Origin of the sequence: Pleionea mediterranea (assembly GCF_003148745.1) — a bacterium.
Taxonomy (GTDB): domain Bacteria; phylum Pseudomonadota; class Gammaproteobacteria; order Enterobacterales; family Kangiellaceae; genus Pleionea; species Pleionea mediterranea.
On sequence record NZ_QGGU01000002.1, the window covers coordinates 359,393 to 379,075 of the forward strand.

The 19,683-nt window shown below is 43.4% G+C and carries 20 protein-coding genes; 11 read left to right on the forward strand and 9 right to left on the reverse strand.

The window, feature by feature from the left end; genetic code table 11:
* Window positions 1-265: 265 nt before the first annotated feature.
* Window positions 266-469, reverse strand: a complete 204-nt coding sequence (locus tag C8D97_RS17990; protein ID WP_146196070.1) for a hypothetical protein — start codon at window positions 467-469, stop codon at window positions 266-268.
* Between the two features lie 165 nt (window positions 470-634).
* On the opposite strand from C8D97_RS17990, the gene tsaD reads away from it, so the two are divergent.
* Window positions 635-1,648 (forward strand): tRNA (adenosine(37)-N6)-threonylcarbamoyltransferase complex transferase subunit TsaD, encoded by a 1,014-nt coding sequence (gene tsaD, locus C8D97_RS03640; RefSeq protein ID WP_109762031.1) that lies wholly within the window; start codon window positions 635-637, stop codon window positions 1,646-1,648.
* A gap of 72 nt (window positions 1,649-1,720) precedes the next feature.
* On the opposite strand, the gene C8D97_RS03645 is transcribed toward tsaD, so the two are convergent.
* The 4 genes from C8D97_RS03645 to plsY all read right to left on the reverse strand — a co-directional run bounded on the left by C8D97_RS03645 (window position 1,721) and on the right by plsY (window position 8,013).
* Window positions 1,721-4,030, reverse strand: coding sequence for a response regulator (locus C8D97_RS03645; RefSeq protein WP_170115126.1), 2,310 nt, complete (start codon window positions 4,028-4,030; stop codon window positions 1,721-1,723).
* 27 nt (window positions 4,031-4,057) lie between these two features.
* A complete protein-coding gene (locus tag C8D97_RS03650; protein ID WP_109762035.1) occupies window positions 4,058-5,326 on the reverse strand; it encodes an ABC transporter substrate-binding protein in 1,269 nt (422 codons plus the stop codon).
* A gap of 375 nt (window positions 5,327-5,701) precedes the next feature.
* Window positions 5,702-7,300, reverse strand: coding sequence for a dipeptidase (locus C8D97_RS03655; RefSeq protein WP_109762037.1), 1,599 nt, complete (start codon window positions 7,298-7,300; stop codon window positions 5,702-5,704).
* Window positions 7,301-7,416: 116 nt separating this feature from the next.
* Window positions 7,417-8,013 carry a glycerol-3-phosphate 1-O-acyltransferase PlsY gene (gene plsY, locus C8D97_RS03660; protein ID WP_109762039.1) on the reverse strand — a complete coding sequence of 199 codons (597 nt, stop codon included), beginning with the start codon at window positions 8,011-8,013 and terminating at the stop codon, window positions 7,417-7,419.
* A gap of 126 nt (window positions 8,014-8,139) precedes the next feature.
* Here plsY and folB point away from each other — a divergent pair, with 126 nt between their 5' ends.
* The 6 genes from folB (at window position 8,140) to C8D97_RS03690 (ending at window position 12,328) form a co-directional block, all read left to right on the forward strand.
* Window positions 8,140-8,490: a dihydroneopterin aldolase gene (gene folB / locus C8D97_RS03665; RefSeq protein WP_109762041.1), complete on the forward strand. Its 351-nt coding sequence runs from the start codon at window positions 8,140-8,142 to the stop codon at window positions 8,488-8,490.
* 3 nt (window positions 8,491-8,493) lie between these two features.
* Window positions 8,494-9,108: a 2-amino-4-hydroxy-6-hydroxymethyldihydropteridine diphosphokinase gene (folK, locus tag C8D97_RS03670; RefSeq protein WP_109762043.1), complete on the forward strand. Its 615-nt coding sequence runs from the start codon at window positions 8,494-8,496 to the stop codon at window positions 9,106-9,108.
* Window positions 9,101-9,856 carry an SDR family oxidoreductase gene (locus C8D97_RS03675; protein WP_109762045.1) on the forward strand — a complete coding sequence of 252 codons (756 nt, stop codon included), beginning with the start codon at window positions 9,101-9,103 and terminating at the stop codon, window positions 9,854-9,856. The genes folK and C8D97_RS03675 overlap by 8 nt, the downstream gene beginning before the upstream one ends.
* Window positions 9,857-9,872: 16 nt before the next feature.
* Entirely contained in the window at window positions 9,873-11,075 is a 1,203-nt protein-coding gene (locus C8D97_RS03680; RefSeq protein WP_170115127.1) for a class I SAM-dependent methyltransferase, read from the forward strand.
* A 101-nt stretch (window positions 11,076-11,176) separates the two neighbouring features.
* Window positions 11,177-11,437, forward strand: coding sequence for a hypothetical protein (locus C8D97_RS03685; protein WP_109762049.1), 261 nt, complete (start codon window positions 11,177-11,179; stop codon window positions 11,435-11,437).
* 81 nt (window positions 11,438-11,518) lie between these two features.
* Window positions 11,519-12,328: an undecaprenyl-diphosphate phosphatase gene (locus tag C8D97_RS03690; RefSeq protein ID WP_109762052.1), complete on the forward strand. Its 810-nt coding sequence runs from the start codon at window positions 11,519-11,521 to the stop codon at window positions 12,326-12,328.
* 7 nt (window positions 12,329-12,335) lie between these two features.
* On the opposite strand, the gene C8D97_RS03695 is transcribed toward C8D97_RS03690, so the two are convergent.
* The 4 genes from C8D97_RS03695 to C8D97_RS03710 all read right to left on the reverse strand — a co-directional run bounded on the left by C8D97_RS03695 (window position 12,336) and on the right by C8D97_RS03710 (window position 15,847).
* The gene (locus C8D97_RS03695) at window positions 12,336-13,178 is read right to left on the reverse strand and encodes a hypothetical protein (protein WP_109762054.1); all 843 of its coding nucleotides are present in this window, start codon (window positions 13,176-13,178) and stop codon (window positions 12,336-12,338) included.
* 193 nt (window positions 13,179-13,371) lie between these two features.
* Entirely contained in the window at window positions 13,372-14,301 is a 930-nt protein-coding gene (locus C8D97_RS03700) for a hypothetical protein (RefSeq protein WP_109762055.1), read from the reverse strand.
* Window positions 14,302-14,316: 15 nt separating this feature from the next.
* Window positions 14,317-15,561 carry a multifunctional CCA addition/repair protein gene (locus tag C8D97_RS03705; RefSeq protein WP_109762057.1) on the reverse strand — a complete coding sequence of 415 codons (1,245 nt, stop codon included), beginning with the start codon at window positions 15,559-15,561 and terminating at the stop codon, window positions 14,317-14,319.
* A 4-nt stretch (window positions 15,562-15,565) separates the two neighbouring features.
* Window positions 15,566-15,847, reverse strand: a complete 282-nt coding sequence (locus tag C8D97_RS03710) for a DUF4870 domain-containing protein (protein WP_109762059.1) — start codon at window positions 15,845-15,847, stop codon at window positions 15,566-15,568.
* Window positions 15,848-16,046: 199 nt separating this feature from the next.
* On the opposite strand from C8D97_RS03710, the gene C8D97_RS03715 reads away from it, so the two are divergent.
* The 4 genes from C8D97_RS03715 to C8D97_RS03730 all read left to right on the forward strand — a co-directional run bounded on the left by C8D97_RS03715 (window position 16,047) and on the right by C8D97_RS03730 (window position 19,680).
* The gene (locus C8D97_RS03715) at window positions 16,047-17,723 is read left to right on the forward strand and encodes an ExeA family protein (RefSeq protein ID WP_109762061.1); all 1,677 of its coding nucleotides are present in this window, start codon (window positions 16,047-16,049) and stop codon (window positions 17,721-17,723) included.
* Between the two features lie 54 nt (window positions 17,724-17,777).
* On the forward strand, window positions 17,778-18,737 hold the full coding sequence (locus C8D97_RS03720) for a general secretion pathway protein GspB (RefSeq protein ID WP_109762063.1): 960 nt from the start codon (window positions 17,778-17,780) through the stop codon (window positions 18,735-18,737).
* A 34-nt stretch (window positions 18,738-18,771) separates the two neighbouring features.
* Window positions 18,772-19,314, forward strand: coding sequence for an SRPBCC family protein (locus C8D97_RS03725; RefSeq protein WP_109762065.1), 543 nt, complete (start codon window positions 18,772-18,774; stop codon window positions 19,312-19,314).
* 114 nt (window positions 19,315-19,428) lie between these two features.
* Entirely contained in the window at window positions 19,429-19,680 is a 252-nt protein-coding gene (locus C8D97_RS03730; protein ID WP_146196071.1) for a hypothetical protein, read from the forward strand.
* Window positions 19,681-19,683 lie beyond the last annotated feature (3 nt).

Here is a 19,683-nt window from a genome sequence, read left to right on the forward strand (position 1 = left end):
AAGCTGTAGCGATTATGTGGATAAGGTATAACTCGATCTGGCTACAATATGAAAAGAACACAATTTAAGTGGGCAGTCGATATTTTAAAAATATGAATTCAAAAACAGATTAATATCGAGTTTTATTTCATCTCCTCTGTTTCGCCTTTTTCGGCGACCTTCTTTTTCTGGCAGTTAATTGCTCCTGCATTAACTGCATTCACTACCTCCATGTAGCTTAGCCAAAAAGAAGGCACAAATTCGTCGGGATCGAATTTGAACAGCGTTAGCTGGTCTGAAAGGTGGAGGGCAGGATGCCCGGAATAAAAGGCCCTACGTTCCAACAATTAAGCCCTTCGGGTTCCTCAAAATCATTCATACCTGTCAACACACCGTTATTGACAGCCTTCCATGGCTGACAATAACTTCCACTGGCGTCCATGCCAGTGGCTGTGTGCGGTATGAATGATTTTGAGCTTAATTGAGTCACTCTAAAACCAGAAAAACCAACTATGACAGAACTATACTGTCTGTTTGTCTAGAACTCTTTTGATTGGCACGGTAAGAGCGAGTCTAAATTTTTACTGATTATGTTATGATTGAGACACTTTCTTTTTAACTCAAAAAATTCTATAGGCAAATGTCCACTAAAAATATGTCCACTAAAATTCTTGGCATAGAAACTTCTTGTGATGAAACAGGCGTTGCTGTTTTTGATGAACAGGAGGGCATTATTGCTCAGGCGCTTTACAGTCAAATAGACATTCACGCCGAGTACGGTGGTGTGGTTCCCGAATTGGCATCGCGCGATCATATTCGTAAAACGGCTCTGTTAACCGAGCAGGTGATGTCAGAAGCAGGTCTAACCAAACAGGACATTGATGGCGTTGCCTTTACTCAGGGGCCCGGATTAATCGGTGCGTTACTGGTCGGCTCAACCTTTGGTCGTTCGCTTGCTTACAGCTGGGGTTGTAAAGCCATTGGCGTTCATCATATGGAAGGTCATTTATTGGCACCCATGCTGGAACAAAATAAACCTGAATTTCCTTTTATTGCCTTGTTGGTATCGGGCGGTCATACCCAGTTGGTTGATGTAAAAGATTTGGGTGATTATGAAATTCTTGGTGAGTCGATTGATGATGCCGCAGGCGAAGCCTTCGATAAAACCGCTAAAATAATGGGGCTTGGCTATCCGGGTGGTCCGATGCTGGCACGGCTGGCAGAGCAAGGCGTTGCCGGGCGTTATAAGTTTCCAAGACCCATGACCGATCGGCCCGGTTTAGATTTTAGCTTTAGCGGTTTAAAAACGTTTGCGGCGAATACGCTAAGAGACTGTGATGGTTCGGAGCAGGCACTGGCAGATATTGCCTACGCTTTTCAAGAAGCTGTTGTGGATACCTTAATGATTAAGTGCCGACGAGCGCTTAAGCAAACCGGTCGTAAACAGCTGGTGGTGGCGGGAGGCGTTAGCGCTAATGTTTCATTGCGCAATGGCTTAAATGATCTTATGAGTAAAGTAAACGGTAAAGCATTTTATCCTCGTCCTGAATTTTGTACCGATAATGGCGCCATGATTGCTTATGCCGGATTTTGTCGATATAAACTTGGTCAGTTTGAATCGCTGGCAATAAAAGCGAAACCGCGTTGGCCGATGAGTGAGTTACGTTAACTTTTTATTGTTTAATTGGCGAATTCATATCGTTAAGAAATAACAAAGCGGTTGAAGTATAAGAGCTACTTATTATTCTTCAAGCACACTTTCATTGTTCTTTTCGGATTCAATTACCCGGTCGATAGTATCTTCGATAATTGAAATATTGATAGGTTTTGGAATGAAGTATTCCATTCCGGCCTGAAAGCATTTTTCCTTGTCTTCATTTAATACATTGGCGGTCATGGCAATAATGGGGACATGCTTTCCTTGTTCCAGTTGTTTGATAATTTCGGTCGCTTCAATGCCATCCATAACGGGCATTTGCATGTCCATAAAAATCATATGGTAATTGTTTCTTTTCACCATCTCGACTGCTTGCTCGCCATTTTCAGCAATATCGCAGGCATAACCGAGTTTGGTAATCATCATGGAGGCGATTTTGATATTCACCGGATTATCTTCAACCAGTAATATTTTTATATCCGAGTTGAATTTTGGTTTGACTGTATTTGTGATTTTTTTCTGAGGTTTATCGCCTTCTGGCAGAGTTACTTCAAACTCAAAAATGGAGCCTTTACCGGGCGAGCTGTATAGACTAATTGAACTGCCCATTAAGTTTGCCAGCTTTGCTGAAATGGTTAATCCAAGCCCTGTACCGCCAAACTTACGGGTAATTGACGTATCTGCCTGACTGAAGGCTTGAAATAAGCTTTCCTGAGCCTGTTCGGAAATTCCAATGCCAGTGTCAATGACTCGAAACTGTATGTCATAGTGCTTGTTTTTTAATGGCGTACAGCTGACTTGTAAGTCCACAGAGCCTTGCTCAGTAAATTTGATTGCATTAGTTAACAGGTTAATCAATATTTGCTTGAGCCGGGTAACATCGCCAATTATGTATTCAGGGTAGTGTTCGCTCACGATAGCGAGGGAAAAACCTATTTCTTTTTCATTGGCCAAATTGGTAAATGTGAAGGTTAATTCATTTAATAAGTCTTTCAGTGAAAAGCTCTTTTTCTCAAGTTCAATTTTACCTGATTCCACTTTACTTAAATCTAAAATATCGTTAAGTATTGTGAGTAAACTTTTGCCGGAAGAAGAGATGGTGTTGAGCATATCTTCCTGTTCTGCATTTAGTTTTGTGCCATGAAGCAAGCTCACCATACCCAAGATACCGTTCATGGGGGTTCTTATTTCGTGGCTCATATTAGCCAGAAACTCAGATTTTATTTTAGTGATTTCTTCGGCTTTGGCCTTTTCTTTTTTTAGTTTTTCACCGACATCCTTGTACGCATTAGCCGCGTTTGCCAACTCACCAATTTCATCCTTACGATTTAAACCGGGTATCGCATAGTTTAGGTTGCCCTGCAGCAATTCATTAAAGGCATCTGCCAGTGTTCTTATCGCCCGAGATATGGTTGTGTGATAATAAATAATAATCAGTAAAACAAGTGGCGCAGAAATCAACAGTGATAACTTAATCACTTGTTCTCCCTGAAATACATTTTTTGTGGTGCTCTGAGAGATATCCTTCAGCAAATCGATGGTTCTTTGACGTAGTTTTTTTGATAAGGTGGTAAACTCTATGGCTTCTCCGGCCATAACAACATTGACTAACGAGGAGTAAACTCGATTGGCCTGAACCGCTTGATCAAATACTCTTTTAAACTGTCTTATCAGATCAGAAAAATAAAAATTATCGTAAGCTGGTGGTAAGTTATGTTGAGGCAAAACATTGGTCAGTCTTAGCTCCGGTTGAGACAAACCGCTGGAGGCTTTCAGTATTTTTTGAATGTTGCTGTAAACAGACTTTTTTAATGGATACTCCTTTTCATACAAAAATAATTCCGAGTCCAGATTTATTTGCAACCAGCTCCTCGTCAGCTCACTGATTAAAAGCTGAGATTCAATATTGTTATTCAGTGCACTTTTGTTACGCAGTTGCTCCAGATAATCCAGACCTAGCTGCCGAATTTGTGGCAGCTTAATGTTCATCAATTCTCGGCGAAATTGATATCGACTTTTAAGCACGGATATATTGTCACCATAACGACGGACCACCTCTTGCATATTTTCAATTAACTGCTTACTTTGCCGATCATTGGTGTCCGACTGAACACGTGACAGGTTATCGGTGATGTTATCGTAGGTGAGCGACATTTTTTTTATAATGGCGTCTGTGCCCGATTGACCATACACCAGAGCCGAGCGTTGTAAGTCAGCAATATCTTTATTGATATCGAGTACGGTAATTGAGTTTTGTGATATTCGGGTTAGATTTGAAATGGAGTCATGCATGCCTGATAAGCGATCAATAATAAAAATAGCCAGCATCAAAAAAATAAAAAACACCAGCAAAAACCCCAGTGCGATTTTAAAGCCTATGGTGGTTTTATTCATGAAAAACATCAGAGTGGCTTTGTTCCCTTAAGAGTTTAGAAATGCGTACCATTTATCGAGACTGTAGTCGTAGTTATCCATCACCGTATTCCATACAGCAATGTTGCTAAAGCGTTTATGATAACTGCCTCCGTCTCTTACGGTACCTGCCTTAACCGATATTTTGCCATCGGTTCCGGTTAAATTTGTTGCCGCTGGCATTCCTTTGTACCAATAATCCCACTCGGCACTGCTCATTAATGGTCGGGAGCGATCTGGGTTGGATATGTAGTAGCCTTGGCGGGCAATAAACGCTCCCGGATAACCCGATAACCACCAGTTCATGTAATCGTATGCGGCGTCTTTTACTCGCCCCCTGGTTTGTGAGGATAAACACATCACACCGTGCCAAGCTCGATAGCCTTCTTTCGGCGAAGCATAGGTTATGGGAAAACCTTGACCACGTGCTGCAGAAACGCCAGGGGAAAACATGCTTTGAATATGAACCCGTTTAGAAGTGATGAAGTCTACTGACTGAGGAACTGAGGTCCAGAAGCCAGCAAAATGCCCTTGTTGTTTTCGTTCCGTTAAAATTTCAAATAATCGATCAATTTCATTAATCGTCATATTGCCGATGTTGTTAAATTGCATCAGACCTTTGGCCTGCGCTGCAAGAGCGGCATCAAATATACCGATGGTGGGTGCGTTCACCAGTGCAACTTTTCCCCGGTGTTGACGATCCAGCAGCCAGCCCCAGCTTTCGGTTTCGTAGGGTTTGCCCTGTGGGATCATGTTGGTGTTGTAACCAAAGGAATCCACATTGTGGACATAGGGCATAAAACTGATTTGCCCGCTTGGCTGACTGCCCAGGCTGTTATCTTTTTGCACATACAAAAGTTTGTTCGGCGCATCGCCTTTACCAAGTCGTGCTTCAGGAACTATTTTTCCAGTTTTGGTCAGTGCATTGATTTCTGACCAATATGTTAAACGTTCGGTATCAATGGGTTGAATGGCTTGCGCCTGCCATAAAATATTGATGCTGTCGGACCATTGCTCATACAGATCAAATGACTGGGGATTGGAGGCGGCTTTTTGCAATACCGCAGCACTGCCTTTCGGCTCAAACACTATGTTGATCCCAAGATCCTGCATGGCTTTTTGGCGAAGTTCTTCTTGCAGGGTAACGTGGGTGCCCATCACTCTTAGGGTAGGCACTGTTTTACAAAAAACCATGGGTGCCGCAGTTGCTGTGAGACCAAGGGCGCCTGTTTTCAAAGTTGAGCTAAGAAATTTCCTGCGCGTTTGCTTGCTGTTCATTCCATTTTCCAGAGGGGTTGATGGTAAATTCCATCCTATTTCTGACGGTTATTAGAAGCCATCTCAAATAGAAGCTATGTAAAAAATGCTGCACTTGATGATACAGCGTGAAATTTCGACTCAAAATGCTCTTTTACTGAGTGTAAAGGGTGCTTTGTCGTCAAAATTTGCTTTACCTCACTTTCGTTCGCTATTTTTGAGATGGTTTCTATCTAGAGAGTCTTAAAGGTATAGACCTTAACGAAGCATGGAGGCAAGTTTTTTAGCTTTTTAGGGTATTTGCAGAGCGTTTTTCTACCATTAATGCTAATTATCCGTTTTATCGGGTAAAAACGTTCTGCAATATAAAAATATTTTAAAAGTTTGTTCCTTGGTTTATTTATTTCCGGCGATATCCACCATCATGGCGGTGTACATAGCCAAGGTCAGTCGAAACTGTTGTTCGGTGATAAACTCATGTTCGGAATGACCGGTGTATTCGGTGTTTGGCATCGATGGGCCAAAGCTGACCGCATTAGGAAACAGCTTGGCGTTTGTCGATCCGCCAATGGCAATGGGTTTTGGATTGGAAATATCCGTAAAGTGATCGAACACATTTAATAATGTGGGTACATGCGGCGCGTTTTGAACCATTAAGGGCTCACCGATGTAAATTTCTTTAATCTCGGCTTTTAAATGGCTGTTTTGTTGCCACTGTTGATAAGCGTCGCTGATTTGTTGTTTTAGAGTGTCGCTACTTTTGCCCAGTGGACGGCGCAAATTAATAAACAACTCGGTGATTTGATCATCGTTTTGATAAACCATGGTCGGTGACAGTGTCATGGGGCCCATAAAATCATGAGCATAGGCAATGTCACCAAACTTTCGAGCGTGAATACCAATGCCCACCTGATCATTCAAAAATCGAACGGCATTGGCGGCAGATGAAGGTTGCCAGGGTATGCGCGCTAAGGCATTTGCCAGATGACTGATCGCATTAACACCGTATTCAGGCTTGGAAGAGTGGGCAGCTTTACCTTTCACAGAAATAAGCTGAGTCGTTTGAGCATTTACCGTTGTCGCAGCAAGTTGTGTGATGGTGTAAGTCAGTTTCGATGCGTCGAGTCTGGAGCGAATACCAGCCAGTTGAGCGTTACTCAGGCCACTGACTTCAACAATGGCGTCTTCCGGGATCTGGCTGCGAAATGCGCCTCCTTTAAAGTGATGGATAAAAGGTTTGTGAGATTCCGTTGCGGGATTCGCCTGTGGAAAACGGGTGATGATATGTCCCCAGGCCTTTTCGGCGATCACCACCGGATACTCCGAGTCCAGAGCAATGTTAATGGGAGCCGGATCGTAGGTTTTTAAAAACGCTTGGAGCGGCTCCCAGTCAGACTCTTCCGCCATATAGATTATTAATTCTATTTTTCCTGTTAGCGGGATCTGTTTTTCTTTCAGGGCTTTCATGGCGTAAAGCGCGGCTGCAATCGGGCCTTTATCGTCTTCGGTTCCGCGGCCAAGCCATTTTCCCGGCTCTGACTGATCATCCAGTGTAAACGGACTTTGCTGCCACTTCGACGGGTTGGCCGGTTGCACGTCGCCATGGGTAATAAGGCCTAACGCTTTTTTTCCGCTGCCGACACTGACTAAAAGTACATGCCCCTGATCACTTACGTTCAGTCCCAACACTCTGGCTTTTTTTACCAGCCATTGCCGAAATCCTGTGAACTCCGGGTTATCTTGATAGGCAATATCTTCTCGGGCAACTGTTTTAAAAGCGATCATTTCGGCTAATGCATTTTTGGCTGCTAAGGTGTATTGATCCACTGCAAAGTCTGCAGTTTGCTGAGCCTGCTTGGAAATTAATGATTTATTTTTGACTTGAGCCTTGTTGGTTACCGATAAATGACCTGAAGCATTGTTAGCGAGAGCATCAAAAGGTAGAAAGACCAAGCAAGCGGCCAGGGTTAAAAAACAATGTCGAAATAAACGCATAAATAAATTCCTGAAGCAAAATGGGGTGTTAAAGTCGATGCATAAATCACAATATAACTTACGAGCTTATAAATTAAGTGCTTCTAACGTCAAAGCGTTTAAGCAAAAAAAAGCGATTAAATATTATGCCGTTTGCCAATGGTGGATTCATGACCGGACGCCATATTTTTTATATTCTGATGATGTCGAATGATCAACAGCAAACAGATAACACTCAGGTAAATAAACTGTTCCGGAAAAAAATACCAGCTGTAAAAAGGAATGGTGATGGCGGTGATCAGGGCCGATAAGCTTGATATACGAAAGCCCCAGGCGCAAATTAACCAGCAAAATATCGCATAACTGCCCAGTTGCCAGTTGAGTACCACCAATACGCCAAAAAAGGTGGCAACACCTTTACCGCCTTTGAAGCGAAAGAATATTGGAAATAAATGCCCGAGAAAGGCAGCTATGGCCACCAGCCCTATAATTGTCGAAGATTGCTGTAATTCAATGGCTAAAGCCACCGGTACAACGCCTTTCAGGCTGTCGCCTATCAAAGTACAGATGGCAGCGAATTTTCCGCCGAGTCGTAGAACATTAGTCGCACCCGGGTTGCCAGAGCCAGCATCACGAGGATCGCCAAGTCCCGCCAGTCGGCAAATAATGATGGCGCTGGAAACGGAGCCCAGTAGGTATGCGCCAATGATTAAATAAATTCCCAAGCCTTCCATGAATTCGCTGTAAATGGCTGTATAATGCCTCTAGCATTACATTGCGGATTTAATAAAGCAAGCCTGACATTATGTCAATTTTACCCGGCAAAACCCGAGTGAATGAAAATATAAAAAGAGACCTTGATGGATATTGTATTTATTGAAGATTTAACCATAGAAACGGTGATTGGAATTTACGACTGGGAGCGAAAAATTCGCCAGAAGGTTGTATTTAATATCGAAATGGGCACGGATATCCAGGCCGCTGCAAAAAGCGATACCATCGATAACACACTCGATTACAAAGCCGTTGCCAAACGCATCATCAGTTTTGTAGAAGGCAGCGAGTTCCAGTTAGTGGAAACCATGGCTGAGCGAGTAGCCGAAATTATTCAGCAAGAGTTTTCTGTGCCCTGGTTAAAGTTAAAGTTGAGTAAGCCCGGTGCCGTGCGCGGTTCAAAAGCAGTCGGTGTGATGATTCAACGAGGTGGATGATCCATGCCGCAAATATTTGCCAGCATTGGTACCAACATTAATCGTAAAAAGCATTTGTCTCTGGCACTGTCGCAATTGCATCAACGTTTTGGACCATTAAGCTTATCGCCCGTGTATCGAAGTGAGGCCGTTGGTTTTGAAGGTGATGATTTTTACAATATGGTGGCAGGCTTTGAATCGGACGACTCAATAGAAACCATTAACCAATGTTTTAAGTCGATTGAGAAGCAGGCCGGTCGCGATCATACTTCACCAAAGTTTAGCGACAGAACATTGGATATTGATTTATTGAATTATGGCGATCATATTTGCCAGACTCCGATTGTGTTGCCGCGAGATGAAATCACCTATCATGCTTTTGTTTTATTGCCTCTGTGTGATGTTGCTCCCCACTGGATACATCCTGTAAAGCGAGTTTCAATCAAACAGCTTTGGCAGAACTTTGATAAGCCGGGACAACAGCTTGAAAAAATAAACGATCCCATAGACATGACTGTCTTTACTCAAGCTGTATCGAATAATCATTTGTCTGATCAAACTAATTCAAACAATTCAGAGTCGATCAATCAAGAGTCTGGCAATAAAGAACCGATCAATAAAGAGCCGCAGTATGACTAAGACAGCACTGATCACCGGTGGCGCAATACGTATTGGTCAGGCTCTGGCAGCTACTTGCGCGTCTCTCGGTTATCGACTGGTGATCCACTACAATGCGTCCGAGCCGTCGGCACAAGCTTTTTCAGAGTCCTTGAAAAAACAGCAAATTGATCATTGTTTGTTACGCTGTGACTTATCCCGACCATCCGAGGTAACTCAGTTATTCGATCGCATACCGGATCCCTTTAAACCTATTGATCTGCTGATTAATTCTGCGGCTATTTTTCCTGAACAGGATAGTCTGGCGGATTTTAATAACAATTGGTCCTCAGTTATGGGGATTAACAGCTATGCACCCATTGAGTTAATGCGTCAGTTCAGTGAGCAGTTTGACGGTTCCGATAAAAATTCTGAAACCTCGACTGAAAAGCATCATGTTGATAAACAAATCATCAATATTATTGATGCCCGGGTTCGACATAACCAACAGGATCGACTGGTTTATCGCTGGTCGAAAACCTTACTGCAACAGGCCACCAAAGATCTGGCACTTAGCCTGGCGCCTAATATCCGGGTTAATGGTATTGCTCCGGGGGCGATTTTACCGCCGCCGGGCAAAAGCGATGATCATCTTAAACGTTTAGAGTCTCGCATTCCTTTGCAATCAACTGGCGAGTTATTGCATATCACAAGAGCATTAACCTATTTAATTGAGCAGCCCTTTGTAACGGGTGAAATTCTTTCAGTGGATGGTGGTGAATTTTTGTGAGCCAGGTTTTTCACATATGAACTTTAGCAACTATCAAACGATCATTCAGCGCCAGTGTGAGCAACTTAAAGTCGCCATGCCCGATGAGTCTGAATTACAGTTCGGGTTTCATAATCATCAGGCACTGGCGGCAGAAATAAAAGCTTCGCCACTACAAGCGTTAAGCTACGCCGACTTTGTACAACTGGCGCAGTATCATCCAGAAAGCGGCTATTATTCATCGGGGCGGATACCCTTTGGCCAGACTGGCGACTTTACTACGGCGCCCGAACTGTCCAATGTCTTTTCGCAGGCGGTTGCTGAATCGATTGCACCAACACTCGATGCGGTGAATGGCCGTGTTATTGAGTTTGGAGCCGGCAGTGGCAAGATGGCGGCAGAAATAATAACGCAGCTGGGCGATCGCATTCAGCAATATTGTATTGTTGAAGTGTCTGCGGCACTAAAACAGTTGCAGAAAGAAACATTGCAGCAGCAGGGTATTGATTGTGAGCAAACAGTCCGCTGGCTAACCCAGTTGCCTGAGCCACCGGTTACGGCTACGGTGATTGGCAATGAATTACTCGACGCTATCCCTGCTCATCGTTTTAAAGTGGATCTTCAAGGTGAATTTTTTGAACAGATGATCACCTTGCAAGATGATGAGTTTGCCGTAGCCTGGCAGCCTGTCATCAGTGATGCATTACAGCTTTGGTTGCAACAGCATCGCGACAAAGTGGACTGGCAGGCGGATGTTATTTACGAAGCAGCTCCCTGGCGATGCGGCTGGGTAAACAGTGTATCCGACTTGCTTTCTAGTGGTAGCATTGTGTTGCTGGATTACGGTTATGCCGCAGAAGAATTTTTTAATCCGGATCGAACCACCGGGACGGTACAATGTTTTTATCGTCATCAGCAGCACGAACAATTTTTCTGGCTTACCGGGCTGCAAGATATAACCAGTCATGTGAATTTTTCTGAACTGTGTATGGCTTTTGAATCAAACGGTTTTGAATTATCGGGATTTACCAATCAGGCGGATCTTCTGTTGAACAGTGGCGTGCTTGAGCAGTTGCCTACGGATCGCGATCTGGTCGCTCAGGCCCGATTGTCACAGTCGTTACAAAAACTGATGATGCCGGGAGAGATGGGAGAGGTGGTAAAAGCCATTGCTTTTAGCAAAAATATTGCACAAAATGCCCAGCCCAAGATATCCAGCCTGTTGGCTTCCCGACTTTAATTGATGCTTTAATGAATCGAGATATAAAGCGAATCTGGTTTGATAGCGAGCAGAATTAAGCGAGCCGAATTTAAAGAGTTTTTCTTTTAAGAGATAATTTTATGCGTATTGTAACATCACTGTTTCTGTTTACATTATTACTGTTATTGCCCTCCACCGCGTTTGCGGCAGAGCCGCTCGACTGGAAAACCCATGGCGTGATTGCTTTTTTAATTGCGGTGTCGGTGTCGGTGTTCTTTATACGACGCAATAAATCATACAACACGGTAACGGCAAAAATGATGGCCTTTGGTGTGTACTTTTGGGTACTGATTTTTCTGCAAGCCATACTGTACGGCATTTATTATGGGTATTTTCGATAGCCTTGTTTTATCGTTAAATGTTTAACCGTAATTTTATTATTAAACAATTTTAACCAAGCACTAAAAGCGAACTAGATAACGATGGATTGGATACAGATAATCATACTGGCGTTAATTCAAGGGCTGACCGAGTTTTTGCCTATCTCGAGCTCGGGTCACTTGATTTTACCGGCCAAGTTATTAGGCTGGCGGGATCAGGGGCATGCTTTCGATATTGCATTGCATGTGGGTACCCTGACGGCGGTGGTGATTTATTTTCGGGAAGAATTAATCCGAATGACAGCAGCATTTTTTAAAACCGGCTTTTCAAAGCAGATGGATAAAGATGCGAAATTAGCCTGGGCGGTAATTTGGGGAACTGTACCCGTTGGCCTATTAGGTTTGTTATTCAGTGTGTTTGATGTGGTGGATAATTATTTGCGGACGATTAGTGTTATCGCTTCCACCACCATTATTTTTGCTCTGTTATTGTGGTATGTGGAAAAAAATGTAAAGCATCGGCGCGATGAATACAGCATAGGATTTAAAGATATTATTCTGGTGGGGATTGCGCAGGCATTGGCACTGATACCTGGCACCAGCCGGAGTGGGGCGACCATTATGGCGGGTTTATGGTTGGGCTTAACACGAACCGCCGCGGCACGATTTTCTTTTTTACTATCGATACCCGTCATTATATTGTCGGGCGGATTAACCACGCTTAATCTGGTACAGCAACCGCAGCCCGTCATGTGGGGCGAGTTGATCAGCGGTTTTATCATTGCCGCAGTGAGCGCGTTTGCTTGCATACATTTCTTTTTAAAGTTGATCGATAAAATTGGCATGATGCCTTTTGTCTGGTATCGACTGGTATTGGGGATAGTATTGTTTGGCATTGTGCTTAGCCAATAAACATACTCTAATGGGGTGAGAAACCTTTCGATTGTTGGCGCTGCTTTATGATATGTGGCGCGTAACTTTTAAACTCTATTGTCTTTTTCTTTTCACAGTTATTAATGGCCTGCATGATCGGGTTATCGAAAGCGTCTAATGGATCATCCTGAGGCACCGAAAAACACGTACCATTGATCCGAACCATTTTTTGCCCAGCTATTTCACTGAATTCGTGATACTCCCGTTGCTGTTGCTGCTGACTATTCGATTGCCACTGTTTTCGTTGTTGTTTCTGTTGTTGCCGCTGCTTTAATTCATCCGCCAAGCTTGAATGGAATAGCGACAAATAATCAGCTTGGTTGGTGTTGGTCTCGGTTTGTTTTGAATACTTTTCAATGACTTGTGCTTTTGCGTGATTGTATGTGGTTGCGGAGTGCACTTGTGTTTTGTTAACAACATGTTCTGATTTGTTATTCATATTGTTTCTATTCTTATCTTTTGACTCTAATTTTCTGTTATCTATTTTTAGAATATCTTTTTCTTGATTTTGAATTTTATTTTTGTCTGTATTTTCGAGGAGGATATCTAACGCTTGTTTTTCTTGCGGCTCTTTTGATTGAGGTTCTTTTGCTTGAGTTTTTTTTGGCACAGGGTTAACAGATTTTTCGTTGATAATAGCAATGGTCAGTGATGGCGTTGTGTATTTAGCTGCATTGGTTGTTGTAACAAAATCTGTTGCAAAAATAGCGTTAGAAGAATCGTCTTTATTGGCGATTAGAACATAAATAACGAGCGCATGAGCCGATAAGGAAAAAAAGCTTGCCCAGAGTAACGTGCGGTGACGCTTTAATGAATTCCTGAGTGGCATATTGCTTATGCAAGTTTCCTGTCGGCTTGTGTGTACTGCAGTCGTATAAAATTAAAGATTATTGATAGTCATTTCTCCCATACCCACTAAGTCATACTATTTAATGCTGGATATGAAATGCTGGGTTAGGTATGAAATGCTGATTTGAACTATCGGCTTTATGACTGCCGGGAAACAGTAAAGTTCCTTTTACTTAAGCTTTTAATAAGGGAACATCAAGAAAGCTTGCCAGAGCTTCGGCATCGTTTAGCAGTTGCTGTTTATTGCCATGATCCATCACACAGAGCCGACGACCATCACTTAATACCAGGTTTAACTCATAGCTGTGGTAGGCACTTTTATCTCCGGTCACGTATTCCTGAATCACTTGTAGCGCGACAATATCGTTTAGTGAAGCGTGATCTTTACAGCGTTGAATATGTTGTGGACTGGATTGCTTGATACGGCCCTTCCAATAGTAGCCAAGCTGTTTATCAAACTGTCGAGGGTTGCCGATTAAATACAGCATGGCCGCACCAATCAGAAAGAAGAAACTGCCAATCAATCCGGGTATCCATTCGCCAGTATTGACAATAAAAAGAATTGAGAACACTGCACCAAAGATCATAAACAACGAACAAAATAACACTAATTGAACACTGGGTTTTACGATCACTTTATTGTTATCAACAACTTTAAGCAGGTGCGTTTTAAAGTTACTGCCGCCCCGTTTTAGCGGTGTCCAGTCTAGCGTTTCCGGTTTAAAGTCTGATGCAAGAGTGGGGGTGAGTGACTCATCAATATCGAATAAGTCATTTTTTTCTAATAAATTATGGGTTGAAGTTTTGCGTTCAACAGCGCTTGATTGCGGCGAAATCGGTTCCGAAATGACGGTGCTGGCCTGTTGATGCTGCCGAATTTTTATAATGATGGGTATTAGCGTAAGTGCGAAACCCGCAATAATAATCAGATAGGCATTGTCTGAAATCATACGAGCATCATGGGCACTCATCAGGTGCTCGAGCAATTGAGGCGACGACTGGCTGATAAAGCCCGCCATGATCAGGACGCTGCCAACCGCTGGCAGTAACTTGGGTGTGCGTGATGGTTTTAATCGTTCCGTTGAGCCAACGTGTCGTGTCATAGCAATAGCTCCCCGTTATGTATGAGATGTATTAGATGTATGAGATTGTTTGATGGCCTTGGCTTTATTCACCCGCAGTTGATGCACTCGCTCGCCTATTTGTTTGCCTGTGTACCCTTCGGCAATGATTGCCTGTGTATCGATGTTATTGGTTTCGGCCAGCAATTGTTGCAGGTAAACACGTTGCGGATAAGGTCGTTGTTCAAATCCGGTACGGCCCCTAAAGTCAGCTTCACAGGCGAGTAAAAAATTTTCAAACAATTGTGGTTGTCGATAGGCCGAGGTTTTTTCCAGTAACTTTATTAATGTGGCAGGCTTTAACTCAAAGGCTTTATGGCTGTGCAAATGAAACTCGGATGTTAAGCACGCCAGCTTATTCAATTGGTTGGGCACTTTTAATCGTCGACACACTTGCTGAATGATTTTTACCCCTGTTTTTTCATGGCCGCGATGGCTTGGCCACTCCTGTTTTGGCGTGACGCCTTTTCCTAAATCATGGCACAGGGCGGCAAATCGCACCGATAAATCATCACTTAATAAAGCCGCCTGTTGCAACACCATCATGGTATGAATGCCGCTGTCGATTTCCGGGTGCCATTCGGGTGGATTGGGAACGCCCCACAGGCAATCGAGTTCCGGGAAAAAACATTTGAGCGCGCCGGTTTGCTGCAGCAGGGTAAAGTAAATCTCGGGTGAAGTTTCTTGCAATGCACGTTCGGTTTCTTTCCAGATACGCTCGGGCGTTAGGGCATTCAATTCACCCGACTGACTCAGCTGCGTCATTAACGCCAGAGTTTCATCGGCAACAGTAAAACCCAGATGATGATATCGGGCTGCGAATCGGGCGACTCTTAACACGCGTAATGGATCTTCGATAAAGGCATCGGACACGTGGCGCAGTTTTTTTTGTTTTAAATCATCAAGGCCATTGTAAGGATCAATCAGTGTGCCATTGTCATCCTGTGCCATGGCGTTAATGGTCAAATCGCGACGTTGAAGATCTTGCTCAAGGGTAACATCGGGCGCAAAGTAGCAATCAAACCCGTGATACCCAGCACCACTTTTACGTTCGGTGCGGGCCAGTGCGTATTCTTCTTTGGTCTCAGGGTGCAGAAAAACAGGGAAGTCTTTGCCAACCTGTTGATAGCCTTGATCAAGCAATTGTTGCGGTGTGGCGTTTACCACTACCCAGTCTTTTTCTGTCACAGGGCGATTTAATAAGGCGTCGCGCACTGCGCCGCCAACCAGATAAATATCCATTCTGTTAGTCAATTAACCTAAGCGAAAAAGGGTAGCGATAATACTCACCTTCATTGGCTTTGATCCCTGCCACAATAATAAATACCAGCCACAGCACCAGTGGGCCAATAATGGCACCAAAAGGCACTATAATCCCGGCAAAGGCAAGGAAATGACAAAACATGGCCATCTGTTTATCGTCGTAACTGAGCTCGGAGCTTGAACCGGCTGGCGTAGCATGGGTGTCATCGGCTCCAGATTGATGATTGCTTTGAGGCTCGTTTTGATTGGATTGATTAGGGTCCATAGCGACTCCTCCAATGTTATCGGGTTATTGTTTAAGATAAACAGACTTTATAGCTAGAGTGTAACCAATCGGACAGGGTTCGTCAGCTTTCACAGGCCGCAGCAACCTGTGCCGGCATTAATTCCCTTTTCAATGGCGGCCGGGTTGCTTACTATATGGCCAGATAATGCAATTTTCGAAGGAATAGTCAGACACTTTTATGTATGAACGTTTTTATGGGCTAAAAGATCGGCCATTCTCGATTGCGCCCGATCCCAGATTTCTGTTTATGAGCCATCGCCACAAAGAGGCTTTGGCTCATCTGGCCTATGGCATACGTCATGGAGCGGGCTTTGTGTTGCTGACCGGCGAAGTGGGCACTGGCAAAACAACCATTTGCCGGCAAATGTTGCGAAAGCTTCCCGAAAACACCCGTCTGGCGTTTATATTGAATCCCATGCTGGATGCGGTTGAGCTGCTGGCGTCGCTGTGCGATGAGTTGGGTGTTGATTACAATCATGATAACTATTCGTTAAAACAGTTGACAGATAATCTGACTCGGTTTTTATTGCAGTGCCATCAGGACAATATCAATGTGGTATTGATGATCGATGAAGCGCAAAATCTGGCGCCCGAAGTGTTGGAACAAATTCGATTATTGACCAATCTGGAAACAGATCAACGTAAGTTATTACAGATCATTTTAGTGGGTCAGCCGGAGCTTCAGGAATTACTGGCACGCAAGCAGTTACGTCAGTTAGCGCAACGAGTCACCGCCCGCTATCATCTACGGCCACTGGATCAACAGGAAACGCGCTTTTACATTGAGCATCGACTGCGCATTGCCGGTACACAGAATAATGTGTTCACCGCTCAGGGCATAAAAGCGGCGTACCATTATTCCGATGGGATCCCAAGATTGATCAATAATTTATGCGACCGTGCCATGATGGCCGCCTACAGTCAGGACAGTAAAAAAGTCAGTGACAAACACATTAAGATCGCCGCAGAAGAAACCATGCCACTGGAAGCATCTGATAAGGGAGCGGTGGGTATTGCTTATTGGAAAGTTGCGGCGGCTTTAATGCTAGTGTTGGTTGTTGGAATTTTAATTGGTCAGTTTACCGGTGGTGGAAATAATGTTCAGAAACCATCGACCACCTCATCGGTTCAGTCCCCCGTAGTATCGGAATCAACGACAAAGAATCCAGCCCAGGTAAATACCAATCCTGAGAATAAACAGACCGCCAGTCAAAGTTCTGTTGTAAATCTTTCGGATCGTAATGCATTATTTCAACATCTTCTGGGGCAAGGGCGTGCCGATGACACCGGAGAGTTTGCCCAACAAGTGTTGTCGAAACGATGGCAGCTCGATTATCAGCCCGAGCGCGATGGCGAGTTTTGTCGTTTTGTGAACGATTATCGATTACAGTGTGTAAAAGGTGTCGAGAGCTGGCAGGCGATTGAAGAACTGAATCGTCCGGTGAATTTGCAGCTTGAAGATAACAACGGCAATATCAGCTGGTTAACTTTGCATCGAGTGGAGCAAGATAATGTTGATATAGAAACCGTCGCTGGTCGTCGCTGGGTTTCTCAGGACTGGTTGCTGTCGCTGTGGAATCGACAGTATCAAATGATATGGCAGGCACCGCCAGGTTACAGTCGCCCGGTTCGATACGGTGATCGGGGTGATGAAGTAAATTGGCTTGCGCAACGTATGGCGTTTTTGTATTCCGACGACAGTTTAAAAAGCCGACAAGTGTTTGATGCGCAAATGGAGCAGCTATTGACCGACTTTCAATCGCGACATGGTTTAAAGGCCGATGGTATTGCGGGTATTAACACACTAATTCAGTTAAATACTTCTACCATAAAAAATATACCCACACTTCGCTAACTCTTTGGTGTGAGTTTATCTCTTGTGTTACAAACATTATTACAGTGAAAATGAATGTCAATATTATTAAATGCGTTAAATAAATCGAATAACGAACAGGAATCTGCCGAAGCGCTGGATGAGCTGATTGAAGAGCCCGTTAAAACCGGTAATGAATCGGAGCAGACGGCTGATTCTGACGTGGCTGACACTGATGTGACTGACTCAGATGTGAGAGAGGCTTCATCGTTTAATATGATGGCGGTTATGTTTGGCTTTTTAAGCTTGATCGTTATATTGCTGTTGGTCATTGTTTTTTTATTGTTGCAGCAAGGGGATGATCCAACTGCACAAATAACAAAGCAACTGTCTCAGGACAGACTTCAAACTCAGTCATCACCATTAAATTCTTCTGCGGAAAAAGTAATTGCAGAAAATCATTCTTCAGTCAATAAATCATCGGGCAATAAACCGGAAGTATCGCTCACAGAAAATCCTGTTAGTGAAAAATCAAATAGAACACAACCGGAACATTCTGCGTCCTCTAAAAACGAAGAGTCATTATCAGCAAGCAATGACCAATATTTTGAATCATTTAAACCAGAGAAGCAGGCCGTAGAAAGAATTACAAAAACAGAAACATATAATGACAACTCTCAAGCGGACATGTCAGGAAGTAAGCAACATCATAATGAACAGCTTGCGAATCAGAGCTCTAATGTTGCTAACTCTTCAGCAACAGAGTCTTCAGGTAAGTCTTCTACTTCATCATCTTCTCAGAACCCGCAAATTAATAAAGCATTACCCATTAAAGAGTTTGACCAACTCACCGAAATTGAACAGTTAATGGTAAATGAAATTACTCTGGACGCCCACGTCTATTCTGAAGAAGCATCACAACGATTTATTTTTATGAATGATGCATTGATCCAGGAAGGTGAGAAAATTATTAATAGTTGGTATCTGGAGTCCATAGAGCCGGATGGAATCGTAGTTAATAATGGTGTTTTAAGAGTCAATATAGAAAAACAGTAAATACGCATAAAATAAAAATATAAAGGAGAGTCCTATGAAAATTCTTAAGTATTTGGTGGTGGGTCTTATCGTTCTGGTTGTGGCGATAGTGATTGTTGGATTTACTTTGCCTTCTGAGTACTCGGTATCCAGAGAAGTGCATATAAAGGCTGAACCTGAAGCTGTGTACAATAATATATCTGACTTTAAACAGTGGCGTCATTGGGGAGTCTGGTTTGAACGTGATCCGGAAATGAAAGTGACCTATAAGGGTACGCCGGGTCATGCCGGGCATAGCTCATCCTGGGAGAGTGCATCACAGGGAAATGGTGCTATGACATTAAAAGAAATAGAGCTGAATAAATTCATCGAGTACGATCTTATTTTTCCTGATATTGAAATGAGCTCAACCGGAACCATCGAGTTAAAAAATACCGATGAAGGAACTAAGGTTGTTTGGACTGATCGTGGTGATGTTGGCAGTGATCTTGTTGGTCGTTATTTTGTATTATTTATTGATGATTTATTAGGGCCGGACTTTGAAGCTGGATTAGCTAAATTAAAGAAGTTAACAGAAAGTGGTTCGAATAAATCATGAGTTGAAAAGTTAATAAGCTGTAAAAATATAGGCTTGATCTTACCGCGCCAGTCAAAAGAGCTCTAGGTAAGCAGGCAGTATAGCTTTGTCATAATTGGTTCTTCGGGTTTTAGTGTGACTCAATTAAGCTCAAAATCATTCATACCGCACACATCCACTGGCATGGACGCCAGTGGAAGTTATTGTCAGCCATGGAAGGCTGTCAATAACGGTGTGTTGATAGGTATGAGTGATTTTGAGGAGCCCGCAGGGATTAATTGTTGGAGCGTAGGGCCTTTTGCCTTCTTTTTGGCTCTTGAAAAAGAAGGTCGCCCAAAGGGGCGAAACAGAGGTGATGAAGTAAAGTCGATGTTAATCTGTTTTTGAATT